At 43.3% G+C, this 18634-nt stretch carries 16 protein-coding genes and 1 pseudogene; 16 read left to right on the plus strand and 1 reads right to left on the minus strand.

Annotation, left to right across the window (positions count from 1 at the left end):
• From smc to EUBREC_RS06775, 16 genes and pseudogenes are all read left to right on the plus strand, one after another.
• On the plus strand, positions 1-3561 hold the full coding sequence (gene smc, locus EUBREC_RS06700; RefSeq protein WP_012742354.1) for a chromosome segregation protein SMC: 3561 nt from the start codon (positions 1-3) through the stop codon (positions 3559-3561).
• 23 nt (positions 3562-3584) lie between these two features.
• Complete coding sequence (ftsY, locus tag EUBREC_RS06705) at positions 3585-4526, plus strand: signal recognition particle-docking protein FtsY (RefSeq protein WP_012742355.1); 942 nt, start codon at positions 3585-3587, stop codon at positions 4524-4526.
• Between the two features lie 197 nt (positions 4527-4723).
• A complete protein-coding gene (gene ilvA / locus EUBREC_RS06710; protein ID WP_015568683.1) occupies positions 4724-5935 on the plus strand; it encodes a threonine ammonia-lyase in 1212 nt (403 codons plus the stop codon).
• 88 nt (positions 5936-6023) lie between these two features.
• Positions 6024-6368: a YlxM family DNA-binding protein gene (ylxM, locus tag EUBREC_RS06715; RefSeq protein WP_012742357.1), complete on the plus strand. Its 345-nt coding sequence runs from the start codon at positions 6024-6026 to the stop codon at positions 6366-6368.
• Position 6369: 1 nt separating this feature from the next.
• Entirely contained in the window at positions 6370-7746 is a 1377-nt protein-coding gene (ffh, locus tag EUBREC_RS06720; protein WP_012742358.1) for a signal recognition particle protein, read from the plus strand.
• Between the two features lie 110 nt (positions 7747-7856).
• Positions 7857-8102, plus strand: a complete 246-nt coding sequence (gene rpsP / locus EUBREC_RS06725; protein ID WP_012742359.1) for a 30S ribosomal protein S16 — start codon at positions 7857-7859, stop codon at positions 8100-8102.
• Between the two features lie 17 nt (positions 8103-8119).
• On the plus strand, positions 8120-8350 hold the full coding sequence (locus EUBREC_RS06730) for a KH domain-containing protein (protein WP_012742360.1): 231 nt from the start codon (positions 8120-8122) through the stop codon (positions 8348-8350).
• 132 nt (positions 8351-8482) lie between these two features.
• The gene (rimM, locus tag EUBREC_RS06735) at positions 8483-8989 is read left to right on the plus strand and encodes a ribosome maturation factor RimM (RefSeq protein WP_015516128.1); all 507 of its coding nucleotides are present in this window, start codon (positions 8483-8485) and stop codon (positions 8987-8989) included.
• Between the two features lie 106 nt (positions 8990-9095).
• A pseudogene (trmD, locus tag EUBREC_RS18380) lies at positions 9096-9876 on the plus strand (tRNA (guanosine(37)-N1)-methyltransferase TrmD); the annotation flags it as partial.
• 977 nt (positions 9877-10853) lie between these two features.
• Positions 10854-11207, plus strand: a complete 354-nt coding sequence (gene rplS / locus EUBREC_RS06745) for a 50S ribosomal protein L19 (protein ID WP_012742363.1) — start codon at positions 10854-10856, stop codon at positions 11205-11207.
• Positions 11208-11352: 145 nt separating this feature from the next.
• Positions 11353-11937, plus strand: coding sequence for a signal peptidase I (gene lepB / locus EUBREC_RS06750; RefSeq protein ID WP_012742364.1), 585 nt, complete (start codon positions 11353-11355; stop codon positions 11935-11937).
• A 39-nt stretch (positions 11938-11976) separates the two neighbouring features.
• A complete protein-coding gene (gene ylqF, locus EUBREC_RS06755) occupies positions 11977-12822 on the plus strand; it encodes a ribosome biogenesis GTPase YlqF (RefSeq protein WP_012742365.1) in 846 nt (281 codons plus the stop codon).
• A 37-nt stretch (positions 12823-12859) separates the two neighbouring features.
• Positions 12860-13621: a ribonuclease HII gene (locus tag EUBREC_RS06760; protein ID WP_012742366.1), complete on the plus strand. Its 762-nt coding sequence runs from the start codon at positions 12860-12862 to the stop codon at positions 13619-13621.
• A gap of 92 nt (positions 13622-13713) precedes the next feature.
• Entirely contained in the window at positions 13714-14619 is a 906-nt protein-coding gene (locus EUBREC_RS06765; protein ID WP_012742367.1) for a LysR family transcriptional regulator, read from the plus strand.
• A 276-nt stretch (positions 14620-14895) separates the two neighbouring features.
• A complete protein-coding gene (locus tag EUBREC_RS06770) occupies positions 14896-15129 on the plus strand; it encodes an HPr family phosphocarrier protein (protein WP_012742368.1) in 234 nt (77 codons plus the stop codon).
• Between the two features lie 54 nt (positions 15130-15183).
• Positions 15184-17652: an ATP-dependent DNA helicase gene (locus EUBREC_RS06775; protein WP_012742369.1), complete on the plus strand. Its 2469-nt coding sequence runs from the start codon at positions 15184-15186 to the stop codon at positions 17650-17652.
• Here the strand turns inward: EUBREC_RS06775 and EUBREC_RS06780 are convergent.
• On the minus strand, positions 17623-18513 hold the full coding sequence (locus EUBREC_RS06780; protein WP_012742370.1) for a LysR family transcriptional regulator: 891 nt from the start codon (positions 18511-18513) through the stop codon (positions 17623-17625). The genes EUBREC_RS06775 and EUBREC_RS06780 overlap by 30 nt on opposite strands.
• Positions 18514-18634 lie beyond the last annotated feature (121 nt).

The raw sequence follows: 18634 nt of genomic DNA on the forward strand, positions 1-18634 counted from the left end.
ATGTATTTAAAGAGTTTGGAAGTACAGGGCTTTAAGTCCTTTGCCAACAAAATTGTTTTTGAGTTCCACAACGGCATCACAGGTATTGTAGGGCCAAACGGCAGTGGAAAGAGTAATGTCGCCGATGCGGTCAGATGGGTGCTCGGTGAGCAGAGCGCAAAGCAGCTTCGTGGTGCCAGCATGCAGGATGTTATTTTTGCAGGTACAGAGAACAGGAAGCCGCTTGGATACGCGTATGTTGCAATCACACTTGACAATTCAGATCATTCGCTTGCGATTGATTTCAATGAGGTTACGGTTGCCAGACGTGTTTACCGCTCAGGGGAGAGTGAGTATCTAATCAATGGCAATCCGTGCAGACTCAAGGAGGTTTCGGAGCTTTTCTATGATACCGGTATCGGTAAAGAGGGCTATTCCATCATTGGACAGGGCCAGATTGACAGGATTTTAAGTGGAAAGCCGGAGGAGAGGCGAGAGCTGTTTGATGAGGCTGCCGGCATTGTGAAGTTTAAAAAGAGAAAGCTTACAGCACAAAAGAAGCTCGATAATGAGCGAGAGAACCTTGTGCGTGTCAATGATATCCTGACAGAGCTTGAGAGACAGGTAGGTCCGTTACAGAGACAGTCCGAGAAGGCTCATACATATCTTAAAAAGAGAGAAGAACTGAAGAACTACGATGTCAACATGTTTTTGCTTGAATCAGCGCGCATTGAGACCGAGCTTAAGTCAGCTGATGAGAAATACACTATTGCTGATGACGAGCTAAAGGAGACCAACGCCACATACGAGAGCATCAAGGCAGAGTATGAGAGGCTTGGGAACGATATGCAGCAGATGGATGAGCGTATCGAGTCTCTTCGTGAGAGCATCACAAGCACTTCATCCACCAGACAGAAGCTTGAGAATCAGATAGAGCTTTTAAAGGAGCAGATTCACACGGCCGAAATGACGGATGAGCATTTGCAGTCGCGGCTTTTAGCTATCGAAAAGGAAAAGGCGCAGCGTCTTAAAAGCAGGAAAGAGTATGATGACAAAAAGGCTGCACTGGAAGCTGATATAGAGCAGATGAAGCAGAACGAGCTTCTTGCGGTAAACGAGCATGAGGCTGTACTTGCAGAGGTCAACCGTTGCAATGACGGACTGGAAAAGGGCAAGAATGAGCTTATCGCCCTGCTTCAGGAGCGAGGCAGTATCCAGTCAAGGCAGCAGCGTTTTGCCACTATGCTTGAGCAGATTAATATCAGAAAGGCAGAGCTTACCAAGCGTCTTTTAGATAGAAAGACAAGGGAAGCAGGGCTTGATGATATATTGGATGAGGCTAATAAGAAGCTTAATGCTGTCAATGAAGAGATAGCCGGTTTAAAGGAAAAGGAGTCGGCTCTTTTGGCAAAGGCCAGGGAGTGGAGAGATAAGTCTAGAGAGAATGCCCGCCTGATGGAGGATGCTTCCACAGAGTATCATAAGTCTGTTTCCAGGCTTGAGTCACTTAAAAACATTGCCGAGCGCTATGATGGCTATGGTAACAGCATCAAGCGTGTTATGGAGCAGAAGGCTAAAAATCCGGGCCTTCTCGGAGTAGTTTCAGATCTTATCCAGGTGGATAAGCGCTATGAGATAGCGATAGAGACAGCCTTAAGCGGCAATATCCAGAATATCGTCACTGAGGATGAGGCTACAGCCAAAAAGATGATTGGCTTTTTGAAGGCCAATCATTTTGGTCGGGCTACGTTTTTACCTCTTACAAGTGTGCGTGCAAACAGAAATACTAAAAATGAGGCGGCACTCGGCGAAAAGGGTGTGCTTGGCATTGCAAATAAGCTGGTGAAGTGTGATCCGAAGTTTGATGAGGTTGTTGCATACCTGCTTGGCAGAGTGATTGTGGTGGACACAATTGACAATGCCATTGCGCTTGCAAAGAAAAATCACTATTCACTCCATATCGTGACTGTCGAGGGCGAGTATCTGGCACCGGGAGGCTCTATGTCCGGTGGTGCGTTTAAAAATTCATCCAATCTGCTTGCGAGAAATCGTGAGATTGAGGAGCTTGAAAAGAGAGTTGATCAGACTAAGACAAAGCTTAAAGAGCTTAGAGCCAGAAAGGATGATATTGCGACTGCTATTGCGCTTGGCGAGGAGGATATAGCAGCCACAAAGACCTTGCTGCAGGAGAAGTATATTGAGCAGAACACAGCACAGATTTCTGTTGACAGGGCAGACCAGCAAAAGAAGGAGAGTGCGAATGTCTACGAGGATCTGCGCACAGAAAATGCCGAGATTGAAAAACAGCTCGAAGAGATAGATCAGGGCAAGAAGGATATTGCAGCGCAGCTTGAGGCATCAAAGCAGCGTGAGGAGCAGCTTGAGAAGGAAAACAGCTCATACAGTGAGATACTTGAAAAGCAGGGAGTACTTGAGCAGGAGGCTTCACACAAGGCCGCTGCCATTTCACTTGAGCTTGCAAATATTACAAAGACGGCAGAGTTTGCTATAGAAAATATCAATCGTATCAATTCAGAGATAGAGAAATTTGATGAGCAGAAGGAAAGTCTTGTGGAAGGGGCAGCTGCTGCAAAGGATGATATTAAAAAGAAGCAGGCTGATATTGATGCAATCACACAGACCATTCTGGCATCAAAGGACAACAATTCTAAGCTTGACGAGGAGCTTAGGGAGAGCCTTACAAAAAAGGAAAAGATGTCTGAGGATTACAGAGGCTTTTTTGCAAAGCAGGAGGAAGTTTCAAAGAAACAGGCTGATCTGGATAAGGAGCTTTTCAGACTGAACAGCCAGAGAGAGAAGCTTAAGGAGGCTTCAGAGACGCAGACTAACTACATGTGGGATGAGTATGAGCTTACTCCGCATGCGGCAGCAGAGCTTAGAAATGATGCATACGATGATCTGCCTTCATTAAAGAAGCTGATTGCAGGCATAAAGGACGAAATCAGACGTCTCGGCGATGTAAATGTCAATGCTATCGAGGAATACAGGGAGATTTCAACGCGTTATGAGTTCTTAAAGGGACAGCATGATGACCTTATCGAGGCTGAAAAGACTCTGGTTGGCATCATTGATGAGCTTGACAGTGGTATGAGAAAGCAGTTTACAGAGAAGTTTGCCGAGATTCAGAGAGAGTTTGACAAGTCCTTTAAGCAGCTTTTTGGTGGTGGACATGGTTCCCTGGAGCTTGTGGAGGATGAGGATATACTTGAGTGCGGCATAAGAATCGTCGCACAGCCGCCCGGAAAGAAGCTTCAGAATATGATGCAGATGTCCGGTGGAGAAAAGGCGCTCACCGCTATTGCACTTTTGTTTGCCATTCAGGCACTTAAGCCATCACCGTTTTGTCTGCTTGATGAGATTGAGGCGGCGCTTGATGATTCAAACGTTTCGCGCTATGCAAATTATCTGAACAAGCTTACAAAGAACACACAGTTTATCGTTATCACACACAGACGTGGTACAATGGCGGCTGCGGACAGACTATATGGTATCACGATGCAGGAAAAGGGTGTTTCCACACTCGTTTCAGTGAATCTAATAGAGAATGATCTGACACAGTAAAATTTTATTTATGGAGAGTTGAAATGGAAGAAAAAGAAAAGAAGCCGGGCTTTTTTAAGAGGCTCGTTTCAGGACTGACAAAGACCAGAGACAATATTGTTTCAGGCATAGATTCACTTTTCAGTGGATTTTCACATATAGATGATGATTTTTATGAGGAGCTTGAGGAAATTCTCATCATGGGAGATCTCGGGGTGAGAGCTACAGAGAGTATCATCGAGGATCTGCAGAGGAAGGTGAAGGAGCAGCACATCAAGGAGCCGGCAGAGTGTAAGGAACTCTTGATTGAGAGCATCAAGGAGCAGATGAAGGTGGAGGAGACAGCCTACAGATTTGAAAATGAAAAATCTGTTGTGCTTGTAATCGGTGTCAACGGAGTAGGAAAGACTACCACTGTCGGAAAGCTTGCAGGAAAGCTTAAGGAACAGGGCAAGAAGGTAGTTATTGCAGGTGCTGATACCTTCAGGGCGGCAGCAGGCGACCAGCTGAAGGAATGGGCAAACCGCGCCGGAGTTGATATGATTGGCGGTGCCGAGGGTGCTGACCCGGGAGCTGTTGTATATGATGCAGTTGCAGCTTCTAAGGCCAGAAACGCAGATGTGCTTCTCGTGGATACAGCCGGAAGACTCCACAACAAAAAGAATCTGATGAATGAGCTCGGAAAGATTAATAAAATCCTGGAGAGTGAGTATCCGGATGCGTACAGAGAGACGCTCGTCGTGCTTGATGCGACCACAGGCCAGAATGCACTGGTTCAGGCGAGAGAGTTTTCTGATGTGGCAAAGATTTCGGGCATCGTGCTTACTAAGATGGATGGTACGGCAAAGGGCGGTATCGCTGTAGCGATACAGTCGGAGCTTTCAGTGCCGGTCAAGTATATCGGAGTCGGTGAGACTATCGATGATTTGCAGAAATTTGATTCGGACGAGTTCGTGAATGCATTGTTTGATACTAAAACGGAATAATTTGAGAATATCTTTGAGCGTATAAGTTATATTGTTTATAATAATCTGATATATCAGTTTATATATATCTGTATGGAATTTTTGGTATAATATAATGAAAAATAACTATTCAGAACCACTGAGAACAATGCATTTTTGCGAATAATGTGTGGGTGGGTATGAATAGTTATACCGAAGAAATGAAAGGGAGAACAAATATGCTGACATTAGATAAATTTGAAGAAGCAAGTGAGAAGGTCAAGGAGGTCACCCTTGAGACAAAGCTCATTTACAGTGACTTTTTAAGTGACCAGACAGGCAATAAGGTATATCTGAAGCCTGAAAATATGCAGTTTACCGGAGCTTACAAGGTCAGAGGTGCGTACTACAAGATAAGCACACTCACCGATGAGGAGAGGGCAAAGGGACTCATCACAGCATCTGCAGGAAACCATGCGCAGGGTGTTGCGTATGCTGCAAAGTGCTATGGCTGCAAGGCTGTCATCGTAATGCCTACCACCACACCTCTTATCAAGGTAAACCGTACAAAGAGCTACGGCGCTGAGGTAGTGCTTTATGGAGATGTGTATGATGAGGCATGTGCCAAGGCATATGAGCTTGCAGAGAAAGAGGGCTACACATTTATCCATCCGTTTGATGATTTAGCTGTCGCAACAGGACAGGGAACTATTGCTATGGAGATATTTAAGGAGCTTCCTCTTGTTGAGTACATCCTCGTTCCAATCGGCGGCGGCGGGCTGGCAACAGGTGTATCCACACTTGCAAAGCTCTTAAACCCAAAGATTAAGGTTATCGGAGTGGAGCCGGCCGGTGCCAATTGTATGCAGGAGTCATTTAAGAACGGCAAGGTGACCACTTTACCAAGTGTAAATACTATTGCAGACGGAACAGCGGTAAAGACACCGGGCTCAAATATTTTCCCATACATAAAGAAAAATCTTGATGATATTATCACAGTGGAGGATGACGAGCTTATCGTGGCCTTCCTTGACATGGTTGAGAATCACAAGATGATAGTCGAAAACTCAGGTCTTCTGACTGTAGCTGCGCTTAAGCATCTCGGAGTAAAGGACAAGAGAGTGGTTTCTATCCTAAGTGGCGGCAACATGGATGTTATTACCATGTCATCAGTTGTACAGCAGGGGCTTATTTTCAGAGACAGAATCTTTACTGTTTCAGTGCTTCTGCCGGATAAGCCGGGCGAGCTTGCCAAGGTTTCACAGACTCTTGCCGATGTACAGGGCAATGTAATCAAGCTGGAGCATAACCAGTTTGTCACTACAAACAGAAGTGCGGCTGTCGAGCTTCGCATCACGCTTGAGTGTTTTGGTACAGAGCACAAGGAGCAGATTATTGCTGCGCTCGAGAAGAAGGGCTATAAGCCAAGAATTGTACGCACTATGATATAAAAATAAAAGTATCAAGTATTTTTACTTGACACCGGGCAAACTATGTGTTATTCTACCATAGGTTCGAGGGAAAAAGAGGATACTTGATATGGAAGAAAAACTTGAACAGGCATATTTATATGATTTCTACGGTGAGCTTTTGAATGAGCATCAGCGTCAGGTATATGAGGATTTTGTCTTCAATGATTTGTCACTCGGTGAGATTGCATCCGAGGAGGGGATTTCCCGTCAGGGTGTTGCCGATCTGATTAAGAGATGCAATAAGAAGCTGCTTGACTATGAGGCAAAGTTGCATCTTGTTGAAAAGTTCATGTCCATAAAGAGTGACATACGAAGGATTCATGAGCTGACAAATGATTTTAAGAAATCACATAATGAGCTATTAATGAATGAAATCGAAGCTATTTCGAATCAGATACTAGAGGAGCTGTAATATGGCATTTGACAGTTTATCAGAAAAACTGCAGAACGTTTTTAAGAATCTCCGCAGCAAGGGAAAGCTTACTGAGGATGATGTAAAGGCTGCTCTTAAAGAGGTTAAGATGGCACTCCTTGAGGCCGATGTTAACTTCAAGGTTGTTAAGCAGTTCACAAAGAGTGTTCAGGAGAGAGCAATCGGACAGGATGTCATGAATGGTCTCAATCCCGGCCAGATGGTCATCAAAATCGTAAACGAAGAGATGATTAAGCTTATGGGCTCTGAGACAACAGAGATTGCTTTCAGGCCGGGCAAGGAGCTTACCGTTATCATGATGGTAGGTCTTCAGGGAGCCGGTAAGACAACCACCACAGCAAAAATTGCCGGAAAGCTTAAGAGCAAGGGCAAGAAATCACTGCTTGTAGCCTGTGATGTATATCGTCCGGCTGCGATTGAGCAGTTAAAGATAAATGGTGAGAAGCAGGGCGTTGAGGTTTTCTCAATGGGTGACAAAAACAAGCCTGCCGACATCGCAAAGGCTGCTGTGGAGCACGCTAAGAAAAACGATTTCAATGTTGTTATCATCGATACTGCCGGACGTCTTCATATTGATGAGGATATGATGGCAGAGCTTATTGAGATAAAAGAAGCTACTGATGTTTTCCAGACCATCCTCGTGGTAGATGCCATGACAGGTCAGGATGCGGTAAATGTAGCAGGTACCTTTGATGAAAAGATAGGAATTGACGGAGTTGTCATCACAAAGCTTGATGGTGACACCAGAGGTGGAGCGGCACTTTCAATCAGAGCCGTTACAGGAAAGCCGATACTATACGCAGGTATGGGCGAGAAGCTTTCAGACCTTGAGCAGTTCTATCCGGAGCGTATGGCTTCAAGAATCCTCGGCATGGGCGATGTGCTTTCCATGATTGAGAAGGCGCAGGAGAACATTGATGAGGAACAGGCCAAGAAGCTTGAGCAGAAGATGCGCAAAAATGAGTTTGATTTTGAGATGTACCTTGATTCGATGAGTCAGATGAAGAAGATGGGCGGTCTTTCAAGCGTGATGGGCATGATGCCGGGCATGGGTATCGGTGGAGGCAAGATGCCGGATATTGATACAGATGAAGCTGAAAAGGGCATGGCCCGCACAGAGGCAATCATCTATTCCATGACACCTGAGGAAAGACGAAATCCAAAGCTTCTTAATCCAAGCCGCAAGGCTCGTATTGCAAGAGGAGCAGGCGTGGATGTATCAGAGGTCAACAGACTTGTAAAGCAGTTTGAGCAGACAAAGAAGTTCATGAAGCAGATGCCCGGTATGATGGGCGGCAAGAAGGGACGCCGTGGAGGCGGTGGTCTTGGAGGCTTATTCAAAGGACTTCCGTTTTAATGGATTTCATTAAAGGAATTTCATTAAAGAATTTCATGTTTTGTTAACAAAAGTATTTATTTTACTTTTGATATATATTATTCAATAAACCTATGAGGAGGTGAAACAAAATGGCAGTAAAGATCAGATTAAGAAGAATGGGACAGAAGAAAGCTCCTTTCTATAGAATCGTAGTTGCAGACTCTAGATCACCAAGAGATGGAAGATGCATCGAGGAGATCGGAACATACGATCCAACTAAGGATCCTAGCGAGTATCATGTAAATGAGGAATTAGCTAAGAAATGGTTATCAAACGGCGCACAGCCAACTGAGACAGTAGCTAGAATCTTCAAGAGTGCTGGTATCGAGAAATAGGATAAAGAGGTGGCGTAATGAAAGAATTAGTTGAAGTAATTGCAAAATCTTTAGTTGATTATCCGGATGAGGTTAATGTAACTGAGACCGAAAACGAGAAAGCAATTGTTTTGGAATTACGTGTTGCACAGTCTGACATGGGCAAAGTGATCGGCAAGCAGGGACGTATTGCTAAGGCTATTCGTTCAGTTGTTAAGGCCGCAGCCTCTAAAGAAGACAAAAAGGTTATTGTTGAGATAGTACAGTAACATAAAGGCATCTCTTATGAGATGCCTGTTTTTTTATAATTTATAGTAACTATTCAGAACCGGTATTGTATGGTTTTGAGAATGTGCGTGGGCTGAATAGTTATGATTTATATTAATATCAGGAGACAGAGAATGGAAGATTTACTACAGGTAGGTGTAATTACGAGCACACACGGCATTCGCGGTGAGGTAAAGGTGTTCCCAACCACTGACGATGCTGCCCGTTTTAAAAAGCTTAAAAATGTCATTCTGGATAATGGCAAAGAGCGCAGGGATTTGGAAATAACTTCTGTCAAATTTTTCAAGAACCAGGTTATCTTGAAATTTAAGGGCATAGATGACATAAATGATGTAGAAAAATATAAAAAGGCACCTCTTTTTGTGACAAGGGAAAATGCGGTGCCACTTGAGGAAAATGAGTACTTTATAGCTGATCTTATCGGGCTTTCCGTCACATCAGACGAAGGAGAGGAGCTTGGAGTTATAGATGATGTGCTCCAGACCGGTGCCAACGATGTGTATGTTGTTAAGAAAGCCGGTGCAAATGATCTGCTGATTCCGGCAATAAAGGATTGTATACTGGACGTTGATGTGGAAAATGGCACGATGAAGGTGCATCTGCTGGCAGGTTTGAGATAGCTACATCTCAAACTGCAAAAACCGTAAAATGAGATATAAAATTGAACAAAATCATACATTTTAAATCGTAAAACTGTAAAACAGGATGATATAGGAGATATAGGAAATGAGATTTCATGTGCTGACCTTATTCCCACAGATGATAGAACAGGGACTGTCAGAGAGTATCACAGGCAGAGCTTTAAAACAGAATATTATATCACTCAATACGGTAAATATCAGGGATTTTGCGCACAATAAGCACAATAAGGTTGATGATTACACATATGGTGGCGGTGCGGGGATGCTTATGCAGGCAGAGCCGGTGTATCAGGCTGTGCGCAGTGTGGTGAGTCAGATCAATAAATGTAATCAGGTCCATTCAGGTGATAATTCAGAGAAAAATATCGCCGATGAAAATATATTATATGAAAATACATCATATAAAAATACAGCAGAAGAAATAAAAAATCACAATGCGCGTATGATTTATGTTACTCCACAGGGCCGCGTGTTCAACCAGCAGATGGCAGCAGAATTTGCAAAGTGTGATGACCTCATTTTTCTATGTGGACACTATGAAGGTATTGACGAGCGCGTGCTGGAGGAGACGGTAACAGATTATGTTTCTATCGGTGACTATGTTCTAACGGGCGGAGAACTGCCGTCGATGGTAATGATAGATGCGATTTCACGTCTGGTTCCTGGGGTGCTGCACAATGATATTTCGGCAGAGACAGAGTCGTTTCATGGCAATCTGCTCGAATACCCTCAGTATTCACGTCCTGTTGAGTGGCATGACAAAAAGGTGCCTGAGGTACTCATGTCAGGCAATCAGAAAAAGATAGATGCATGGCGCCTTGAAAAGTCTATTGAGCGCACAAAGGAGCGCAGGCCGGATTTGTATGCCGGGTTTAAAAGACTTGATAAATGCAGAGAGTTTCTGATGAAAAATAAACTGCTTCATATTGATATGATAGAGCTCATAAACAGGGGCTGCGCCGAGATACTGTTTGAGGCAGATGGCGAATATCTGCTTCGGGACATGGTCTCAAAGGTATGCTTTCATACAAGACCGGATGAGGGCGAGTCGAAGCTTATTGATTTGGTGCAGGAAAATGTCACAAAGTCTGTTGATAAATACAGCAGTCAGCGTATTTCAAAAAACGTTACAGATCAGATTGTAAATGGCATAGTGCTTCACCAGCAAAGATATGTTGAGCTCTTTACAGCAAATGGCTTTAATGAGACTGTAGAGTGCAGGCAGGCTGTGTATACAAACAAAGAAAAGCTATCTGTCAGCGGACTGTACAGACCGGATGGAAAGCCGATGCCAAATGGCTTAACTATAAGAAAGCTGGATGCAGCTGATATACAGGAGGCTGCGCCAATGTACCCGGGCTTTGATAATCCGGATTATATCGTAGACAGGATAGAGGCAGGTGCTGTCTACGGAGCTTTTTTGAGTGATAATACTGCTGATGGTACCATTAATACCCTCGCGGGAATTATCGGAATCCATGAGGAGGGCAGCATAGGCATGCTCTATGTAAAGCTGCAGTACAGGCATCAAAAGCTTGCCACAGCACTTGAAACATATGCTTTCAACAGGGCACTGGAGAACGGATGGATACCATATGGACAGATAATCGTGGGCAATGAGGCATCTATGAAGTTGCAGGAGAGTATGGGATTGCATTTTTCAAAATCATCCGTATACTGGATGACTAAAAATAATGCATAAGGTAGGCAAAAGATAGTAAAAAATACTTGCAAATCCCATGAATCTGTGGTAAAGTACCAATGTTGTGAATAAAAGAGATGGTCCTCTGTTGTGAAAATAGTAGTAGCATTAAGAACGTCAAAATAATTAGGAGGTCACAAAATGAACGCAAGTGAAATTATTAAGAGCATCGAGAACGAGCAGTTAAAGGCCGAGGTACCTGAGTTTTCTGTAGGAGATACTGTAAAGGTATACGGAAAAATCAAAGAGGGTAACCGTGAGCGTATCCAGGTATTCGAGGGAACAGTAATCAAAAAGCAGAACGGATCAAACCGTACAACATTCACAGTTAGAAAGCTTTCTAACGGTGTAGGTGTTGAGAAGACATGGCCACTCCACTCACCAAACGTAGAGAAGGTTGAGATTGTACGTAAAGGTAAAGTACGTCGTGCTAAGCTTTACTACTTAAGAGACCGTATCGGAAAAGCTGCTAAGGTTAAAGAGCTTGTAAAATAATATTTTTACGCGAAAGAGACCATTTTCTGCGAGCAATCGTATGAGAATGGTCTTTTTAGTTTTCAGGGTTACAGCTTGCAACAAACATGAAAACAATATATAATTAGGATTACGCAATAAAATATTAGTTAGCAAGAGGTGTAAGATGTCCAGAAGACGAGCAGGACTTAGCTTTAGAAGGCAAAGAAGAAAATTTAATCTGCCATTGTTCAAGGAAATTGTTTCGTGGGTAGTGGAGCTGATTGTAGTGATAGGCCTGGCATATGTGCTGGTGTCATTTTTCGGTATACGTACAAATGTGGTGGGCCAGGCTATGGAGCAGACATTGGAGAACGATGATAATATTCTTGTGAACAGGTTTGCATATATCATGTCAAAGCCAAAGGCAGGAGACGTGATAGTATTTCTGCCAAACGGAAATAATAAGTCTCATTATTATGTCAGGAGAGTGGTAGCGGTGCCGGGAGATACTGTTCAGATAAAAGACGGCGCACTGTACGTGAATGATGAGCTGTACAAGGAATCAACAGACGTTGCCTCAATGGAGGATGCAGGGCTTGCCTCAGATCCTATAGAGCTTGAAAAGGACGAGTATTTTGTACTTGGAGACAATCGAAACAACAGTGAGGACAGCCGCTATGCCAATATTGGCAATGTAAAGAGAGACTATATTATCGGCAAGGCATGGTTTAGATTTTCAGGCCTTGGAAGCTTTGGAACAATCAAGTAGCAATAGTTATAACATATATAGATAAAGGACAGGTGAATTATGAATTTTCAGTGGTACCCTGGGCATATGACCAAGGCAAAGCGTCAGATGCAGGAGGACATTAAATTAATAGATCTGGTTATAGAGCTTGTGGATGCAAGAATTCCACTATCCAGCCGTAATCCGGACATTGATGAGCTTGGAAAAAACAAATACAGGCTTATTCTGATGAACAAGGCGGATCTGGCCGACAAGGAGCGTACCAGGGAGTGGAGTGCATTTTTCAAGGAAAAGGGCTTTTTTGTAGTCAGTCTTGATGCTAGAAGCAAGTCAGGCATGAAGAGCATCACAGATATCGTGATGGAGGCCTGCAAGGAAAAGATTGAAAGAGACCGAAAGCGTGGTATCAAAAACAGACCGGTAAGAGCTATGGTGGTTGGTATTCCAAACGTCGGAAAGTCCACATTTATCAACTCATACGCCGGAAAAGCCTGTGCCAAGACAGGAAACAAGCCGGGCGTGACAAAGGGCAAGCAGTGGATCAGGCTCAATAAAAGTGTTGAGCTGCTCGATACCCCGGGCATACTGTGGCCGAAATTTGAGGATCAGACAGTGGGACTTAGACTTGCGCTCATCGGTTCGATAAAGGATGAGATTTTAAATGTTGATGAGCTTGCCGTGGAACTTGTAAAGTTCCTAAAAGCAGAGTATCCGGGGCTTTTGGCACAAAGATACGAGGTGAGCGAGGAAAATGATATCATAGAGCTTATAAGAGCTGTCGCTGTCAACAGAAAATGCCTTTCAAAGGGAGGGGAGCCTGATTACAGCAAGGCGGCTGCACTCATCATAGATGATTTCAGAAGTGGTAAATTAGGTCATATCACTTTGGAGAGACCGGAGATATAGAAGAATAGTTACGAAAAATAGACGATAGGACAAGGATATGTCAGCAGAAAAAATAGGCGATATTAAGGAACAACTGAAAAGTATCACAGATTCACAGCTTGCACAGTTCATTGAGGCATACGGCTCAGATGAAAGGGGCGGAGTGATTAAGCTTGTAGACAGTGCAAAAAAGCGTCTGGACAAGTATGAGAAGGAGCTTATCCGCACAGAAGGTCTCAAGAAATATGAGCGTGAGTACGCATCATATGCTCATATTTGCGGCATAGATGAGGTGGGACGCGGACCGCTTGCAGGTCCGGTTGTGGCATGTGCGGTTATTCTGCCAAAGGACTGTGATATTTTATATATCAATGATTCAAAGAAGCTTACGGCTGCAAAGCGCGATGAGCTTTACGATGTCATAATGGAAAAGGCGGTTTCTGTAGGAATAGGTATGGCATCGCACGAGCGGATAGATGAGATAAATATATTGCAGGCTACATATGAGGCGATGAGACAGGCAATCGGAAAGCTTGATCCGGCACCGGATTTGACACTTAACGATGCAGTCACCATCCCGGGGGTGGATATAAAGCAGGTCCCGATTATAAAGGGAGATGCCAAAAGCATATCAATAGGGGCAGCCAGCATTGTGGCTAAGGTCACAAGGGATCGGATGATGGTTGAGTATGATAACATATATCCCGGCTATGGATTTGCATCAAACAAGGGCTATGGCTCGGCAGAGCATATCAAGGCACTAAAGAAGATAGGACCATCACCGATACACAGGGCATCGTTTATACACAATTTTATCTAATATAATACAATTGTGCGGTTTTTACGAAGGTGCCTGGGCGCTGAATAGTTACACATTCTGCTAAAAACCGTCAGTTCACAATAGGAGAGAAAATGACACTTCAACAACTCAGACAGGTACTTACAATTGCAGAATCCAATTCCATGAATGAGGCGGCAAAGAAGCTTTTTGTTTCACAGCCAAATCTGTCCGCCACAGTACGAGAGGTGGAGGAGGAGCTTGGAATCACGGTATTCATGAGAAATAACCGTGGAATTACAGTCACAGCGGAGGGCGAGGAGTTTTTAGGATACGCCAAACAGGTTGTGGAGCAGTATCATCTGCTTGAGAACCGGTATCTGAATGTGGAGTCCAAAAAGAAATTCTCGGTTTCCATGCAGCACTATTCATTTGCAGTAAAGGCCTTTGTACAGCTTGCTAAAGAGGTGGGCATGGATGAGTACGAGTTTGCTGTCCACGAGACAAAGACGAAAGAGGTAATAGACAACGTAAAGAACTTAAAGAGTGAGATTGGAGTTCTTTATTTAAGTGATTTCAATGAAAAGGTTTTAAGAAAGCTTTTTAAGGAATGTGACATCGAGTTTAAAGAGCTCTTTACATGCAATACATATGTGTATCTCTGGAAAAAACATCCGCTTGCCGGCCAAAAAGAGATTACACTTGATGATTTGCAGGAGTACCCATGTCTGACCTTTGAACAGGGTGTGAACAATTCCTTTTATTATGCTGAGGAGATGATGAGCACATATGAGTACAAGCGTGTCATAAAGGCTGATGACAGAGCCACAATGCTCAATCTCATGGTGGGGCTCAACGGATTTACACTGTGCTCAGGTATTATTTCTGAGGATTTAAACGGTGATGACTATGCGGCAATTCCACTTAAGGAAAGTGAAAAAATGCATATAGGCTATATCAAGCACAAGGGCACGAAGCTTAGCAAGCTCGGTGAAATATATATAGATGCGTTAAAGAATTACGAGAATAAAGTTTTATAAATGAAAAATTGTAAAAAATGAATTTAAATTAATTAAATATCGTACCATTTTTGTAAGAATTTCACAGTTATATTGTTTTTTTGAAAAAACATGCATGAAAATATAGTGAAAAATCGGTTACGCAAAAGTTATTTATTAAAATAAATGACATGAATTGACGGAAAATGACGGATTATGATTTTTTTGACAAATGAATATCAAATGTTATAATAGGCGCAACAATTGATTGGCATGTGCGAAAGCACTATGTTTTAGATTATAAAGGTGGTGTTAACTATGTACAATAAGGAAACAGTAATCAGACTTAACACATTGGATGATGTTCAGGAATTTGTTGGGGCTGCTTCTAAGTGCGATTTTGACATTGATCTCAAATATAGACAGATTCTTATTGATGCGAAATCACTTCTTGGAGTGATTGGAATTGGTACAAACAATGACTTTAAGGTCTGCTATATGGGCGATGACCAGGCATTTGATAATGTGGTTGATAAATTCACTGTAGCGTAATACAATTGAATAAGGTCCTTTGGGAGAGTTTCTTCTTGGAGCTCTCCCTTTTTTATGTTCAGTGTATTAAAAATGTTTGGAGTTAGACTGAAAATATTGCCGGAACACAAAACCGGTAACATAATCCGGAATATGCAGGGAGAGTACATGACAGAAGCTGGAAATAACTATAGTGAAAAGAAAACACAATTACATATTTCGGTCAGAAACCTTGTGGAATTTATTTTCAGGGAGGGTGACATAGACAACCGGTCATCCAGAGCTATGAGTGCTGATGCCATGATGGAGGGAACACGCATTCACAGGAAAATCCAGGGCAGCATGGGGAAGGAGTATCAGGCGGAGGTGCCGCTTTCACTTGTTGTTGAAGGTGATTTGTATGAGCTGACTGTCGAGGGCAGGGCAGATGGCATCTTTACGGAGGATGGCAAGTGTTTTGTCGATGAGATTAAGGGAATGTACAGAAAGGTTGAGCTGTTTGAAAAGCCGGTTTTTGTGCACCGTGCGCAGGCTATGTGCTATGCATATATTTTTGCTCTGCAAAATAATATGGAAACGATAGGCATTCAGATGACCTACTGCAATCTGGAAACGGAGCAGACTAAGTATTTTCGCGAGGAGTTCTCATTTGAAGAGATAAAAAAATGGTTTGATGACCTGATGGAAGAGTATGGCAAATGGGCAACGTTTCAGTGTGAAATGAAAAATCAAAGACAGGCTTCAATCAAAGAACTCGATTTTCCATATGAGTACAGACCGGGGCAGAAAAAGCTTGTTTCGGATGTCTACAGGACAATTATGCGTCAGAAGCTTCTTTTTATGCAGGCTCCGACCGGTGTGGGAAAGACTATCTCTACTATTTTCCCGGCAGTGAAGGCGGTTGGTGAGGAGCTGGCAGACAGAATCTTTTACCTGACAGCGAAGACCATCACCGCAACAGTTGCAAAGGAAACGTTTGCGCTGCTTGAAAAAAATGGTTACAGGGCAAAAACTATTCAGATAACGGCCAAGGAAAAGCTATGTCCGTGTGATGAGATGGAATGCAATCCGGTAACCTGTCCGTATGCAAAGGGGCATTTTGACAGAGTAAATGATGCGGTTTTTGACCTGCTTCACAGATGTGAAATGATTGAGAGGGATGATATTTTATCACAGGCGGATAGGTATACCGTTTGTCCGTTTGAGCTTTGTCTTGATACGGCTAGCTGGTGTGATAATGTCATCTGCGATTACAACTATGTGTTTGACCCGAATGTTTATCTTAAGAGATTTTTTCAGGAGGGGATAAAGGGAGATTATATTTTTCTCATTGATGAGGCTCACAATATGGTCGAAAGAAGCAGGCAGATGTATAGCGCTCAGATTTATAAGGAGGATTTCCTTACTGTGAAGCGCATTATGAAGGAGCACAGCCGCTCTATTGAGAAAGCGCTTGAAAAGTGCAATAAGATACTGCTTGGGATGAAGCGGGAGTGTGAGAATTACACGGTATATGATACATTTGGCAATATGGTATTTTCCTTTATGAGGCTTATGACACTTCTGGATGAGTTTTTGCAGAAGGCTAATGAGTTTCCGGGGAAAAAGGATGTTATGGATTTTTATTTTGAGCTTCGCAATTTCCTGAACATTTATGATCTGGTGGATGAGCACTACGTGATGTATTCCGAGCTTGAGGCTGATGGCAGGTTCATGCTAAAGCTTTTTTGCGTGGACCCGTCGCTTAATATACAAAAGAGGCTGGATAAGGGCAAGTCAGCTGTGTTTTTTTCGGCGACATTTTTGCCTGTAAACTATTACAAGAGCCTGCTAAGCACAAAAAAAGACAACTATGCCATATATGCTGACAGTACGTTTGACAGCAAAAAGAGGCTGCTTGCGATGGCAACCGATGTGAGCACGAGGTACACGAGGCGCTCAAGGAGTGAGTATGAGCGGATTGCAGGATATATTAATGCTGTTGTCACGCAAAAGACTGGAAATTATATGGTTTTCTTTCCGTCATATAAGATGATGAATGATGTGGCAGATATTTACTGTGAAAAATATGCAGACGAAACAGAGCTTATGCTGCAGAAAAATAATATGTCAGAGGCTGAGAGGGAGGAATTTCTGGACAGGTTTAGTGAGGAATCGGACAGAACACTTGTGGCATTTGGTATCATGGGAGGCATATTCGGTGAGGGCATTGATTTGAAAAACGACAGACTGATAGGTGCTATTGTTGTCGGAACGGGGCTTCCGCAGATCAGCAATGAGAGAACTATATTAAAGGATTATTACGATGCCGAAAACGGCTGTGGCTTTGACTATGCTTTCAGGTATCCGGGCATAAATAAAGTCCTCCAGGCGGCCGGAAGAGTAATCAGGACGACGGAGGACACAGGTGTCATTTTGCTATTAGATGAGAGATTCTGGCAGAGAGAATATGATTTGCTCTATCCACGCGAGTGGAGTGACAGAAAGCCATGCAATATAGCAAATGTCGGAAAACTAGTTGCCGACTTCTGGGAGCAGATTTAAAAATTCCTCAGTGGATGCTGACACGGGCATTGTAGTGTTTACAGACACAACAATCTGGCGTGGAGGCATCTTTTCTTTTGTCTTCAGCACGAAAAGCTCCTTATTCTCATGGTTGATGCAGTAGTCAGGCACGAATGCTATACCCAGTCCGATTTTGGCCAGGTCTATGAGCAGATCGTTACTGCTTAGCTCAATTTCCGGGATCAGGTCAAGCTGGTGCTGTAAAAACAGATTATGCAGGAATTCACTGGTGGTGCTGTTTCGGTCAAGCATCATGATAGGATATTTATTGAGCTCGGAAAAAGCTATCTCCTGCTTGCGAAGCTTGAAATAATTGGGATTTGCCACAAAAACATCGGAAAAGTTGCATATGGTTTTCTGTCTGTATGAGTGATTGAGGTGCGAGTTTGGAAAATTCGTGACAATCAGGTCAACCTTCCTTTGCTCCAAAAGCTCCACACACTGGATAGATGTGGCATTTGTGACTTTGATAGGCACATTCGGGAACCTCTGATGGAACTGCTTTAAGTAAGGAACCAGCAGATAACGGCATATGGTATCGCTTGCGCCGATGTGAAGCTGGCCAAGTCCAAGTGTGCCTGAGTCTAAAAGCTGGCTTTCACCGCGGGCAATAAGATTCATGGCAGGCTCAATGTGCTTTAAAAGCAGGGCGCCGGCTGCGGTGAGCTGTACCTTCTTTGTGCTTCTGATGAAAAGAGTCTGTCCCAGCTTCTTTTCGAGAGTCTTAATAGACTGGCTTACCGCGGACTGTGAAATAAACAGCTTCTTGCTGGCTTCAGAGAAGCTTAGGGACGTTGCCACGTAGTAAAAGACCTTGTAAAGCTCATAATTTATATCCATTTTGTTATCCTCCGTATAAATATATGGTTATTTGCATCTGTTTTTATCAATGAGGGGCAAAATACCTTTTGACCCTTATATCATTATATAAGAAAACTATAATTAACGCAACTTATAAAAC

Origin of the sequence: Agathobacter rectalis ATCC 33656, from assembly GCF_000020605.1 — a bacterium.
GTDB lineage: Bacteria > Bacillota > Clostridia > Lachnospirales > Lachnospiraceae > Roseburia > Roseburia rectalis.

What these genes read in the sequence shown, in the direction of transcription:
- smc (WP_012742354.1), top strand. Translation starts at nt 1, where the DNA reads ATGTATTTAAAGAGTTTGGAAGTACAGGGCTTTAAGTCCTTTGCCAAC.
- ftsY (WP_012742355.1), top strand. Translation starts at nt 3,585, where the DNA reads ATGGAAGAAAAAGAAAAGAAGCCGGGCTTTTTTAAGAGGCTCGTTTCA.
- ilvA (WP_015568683.1), top strand. Translation starts at nt 4,724, where the DNA reads ATGCTGACATTAGATAAATTTGAAGAAGCAAGTGAGAAGGTCAAGGAG.
- ylxM (WP_012742357.1), top strand. Translation starts at nt 6,024, where the DNA reads ATGGAAGAAAAACTTGAACAGGCATATTTATATGATTTCTACGGTGAG.
- ffh (WP_012742358.1), top strand. Translation starts at nt 6,370, where the DNA reads ATGGCATTTGACAGTTTATCAGAAAAACTGCAGAACGTTTTTAAGAAT.
- rpsP (WP_012742359.1), top strand. Translation starts at nt 7,857, where the DNA reads ATGGCAGTAAAGATCAGATTAAGAAGAATGGGACAGAAGAAAGCTCCT.
- EUBREC_RS06730 (WP_012742360.1), top strand. Translation starts at nt 8,120, where the DNA reads ATGAAAGAATTAGTTGAAGTAATTGCAAAATCTTTAGTTGATTATCCG.
- rimM (WP_015516128.1), top strand. Translation starts at nt 8,483, where the DNA reads ATGGAAGATTTACTACAGGTAGGTGTAATTACGAGCACACACGGCATT.
- rplS (WP_012742363.1), top strand. Translation starts at nt 10,854, where the DNA reads ATGAACGCAAGTGAAATTATTAAGAGCATCGAGAACGAGCAGTTAAAG.
- lepB (WP_012742364.1), top strand. Translation starts at nt 11,353, where the DNA reads ATGTCCAGAAGACGAGCAGGACTTAGCTTTAGAAGGCAAAGAAGAAAA.
- ylqF (WP_012742365.1), top strand. Translation starts at nt 11,977, where the DNA reads ATGAATTTTCAGTGGTACCCTGGGCATATGACCAAGGCAAAGCGTCAG.
- EUBREC_RS06760 (WP_012742366.1), top strand. Translation starts at nt 12,860, where the DNA reads ATGTCAGCAGAAAAAATAGGCGATATTAAGGAACAACTGAAAAGTATC.
- EUBREC_RS06765 (WP_012742367.1), top strand. Translation starts at nt 13,714, where the DNA reads ATGACACTTCAACAACTCAGACAGGTACTTACAATTGCAGAATCCAAT.
- EUBREC_RS06770 (WP_012742368.1), top strand. Translation starts at nt 14,896, where the DNA reads ATGTACAATAAGGAAACAGTAATCAGACTTAACACATTGGATGATGTT.
- EUBREC_RS06775 (WP_012742369.1), top strand. Translation starts at nt 15,184, where the DNA reads ATGTTCAGTGTATTAAAAATGTTTGGAGTTAGACTGAAAATATTGCCG.
- EUBREC_RS06780 (WP_012742370.1), bottom strand. Translation starts at nt 18,513, where the DNA reads ATGGATATAAATTATGAGCTTTACAAGGTCTTTTACTACGTGGCAACG.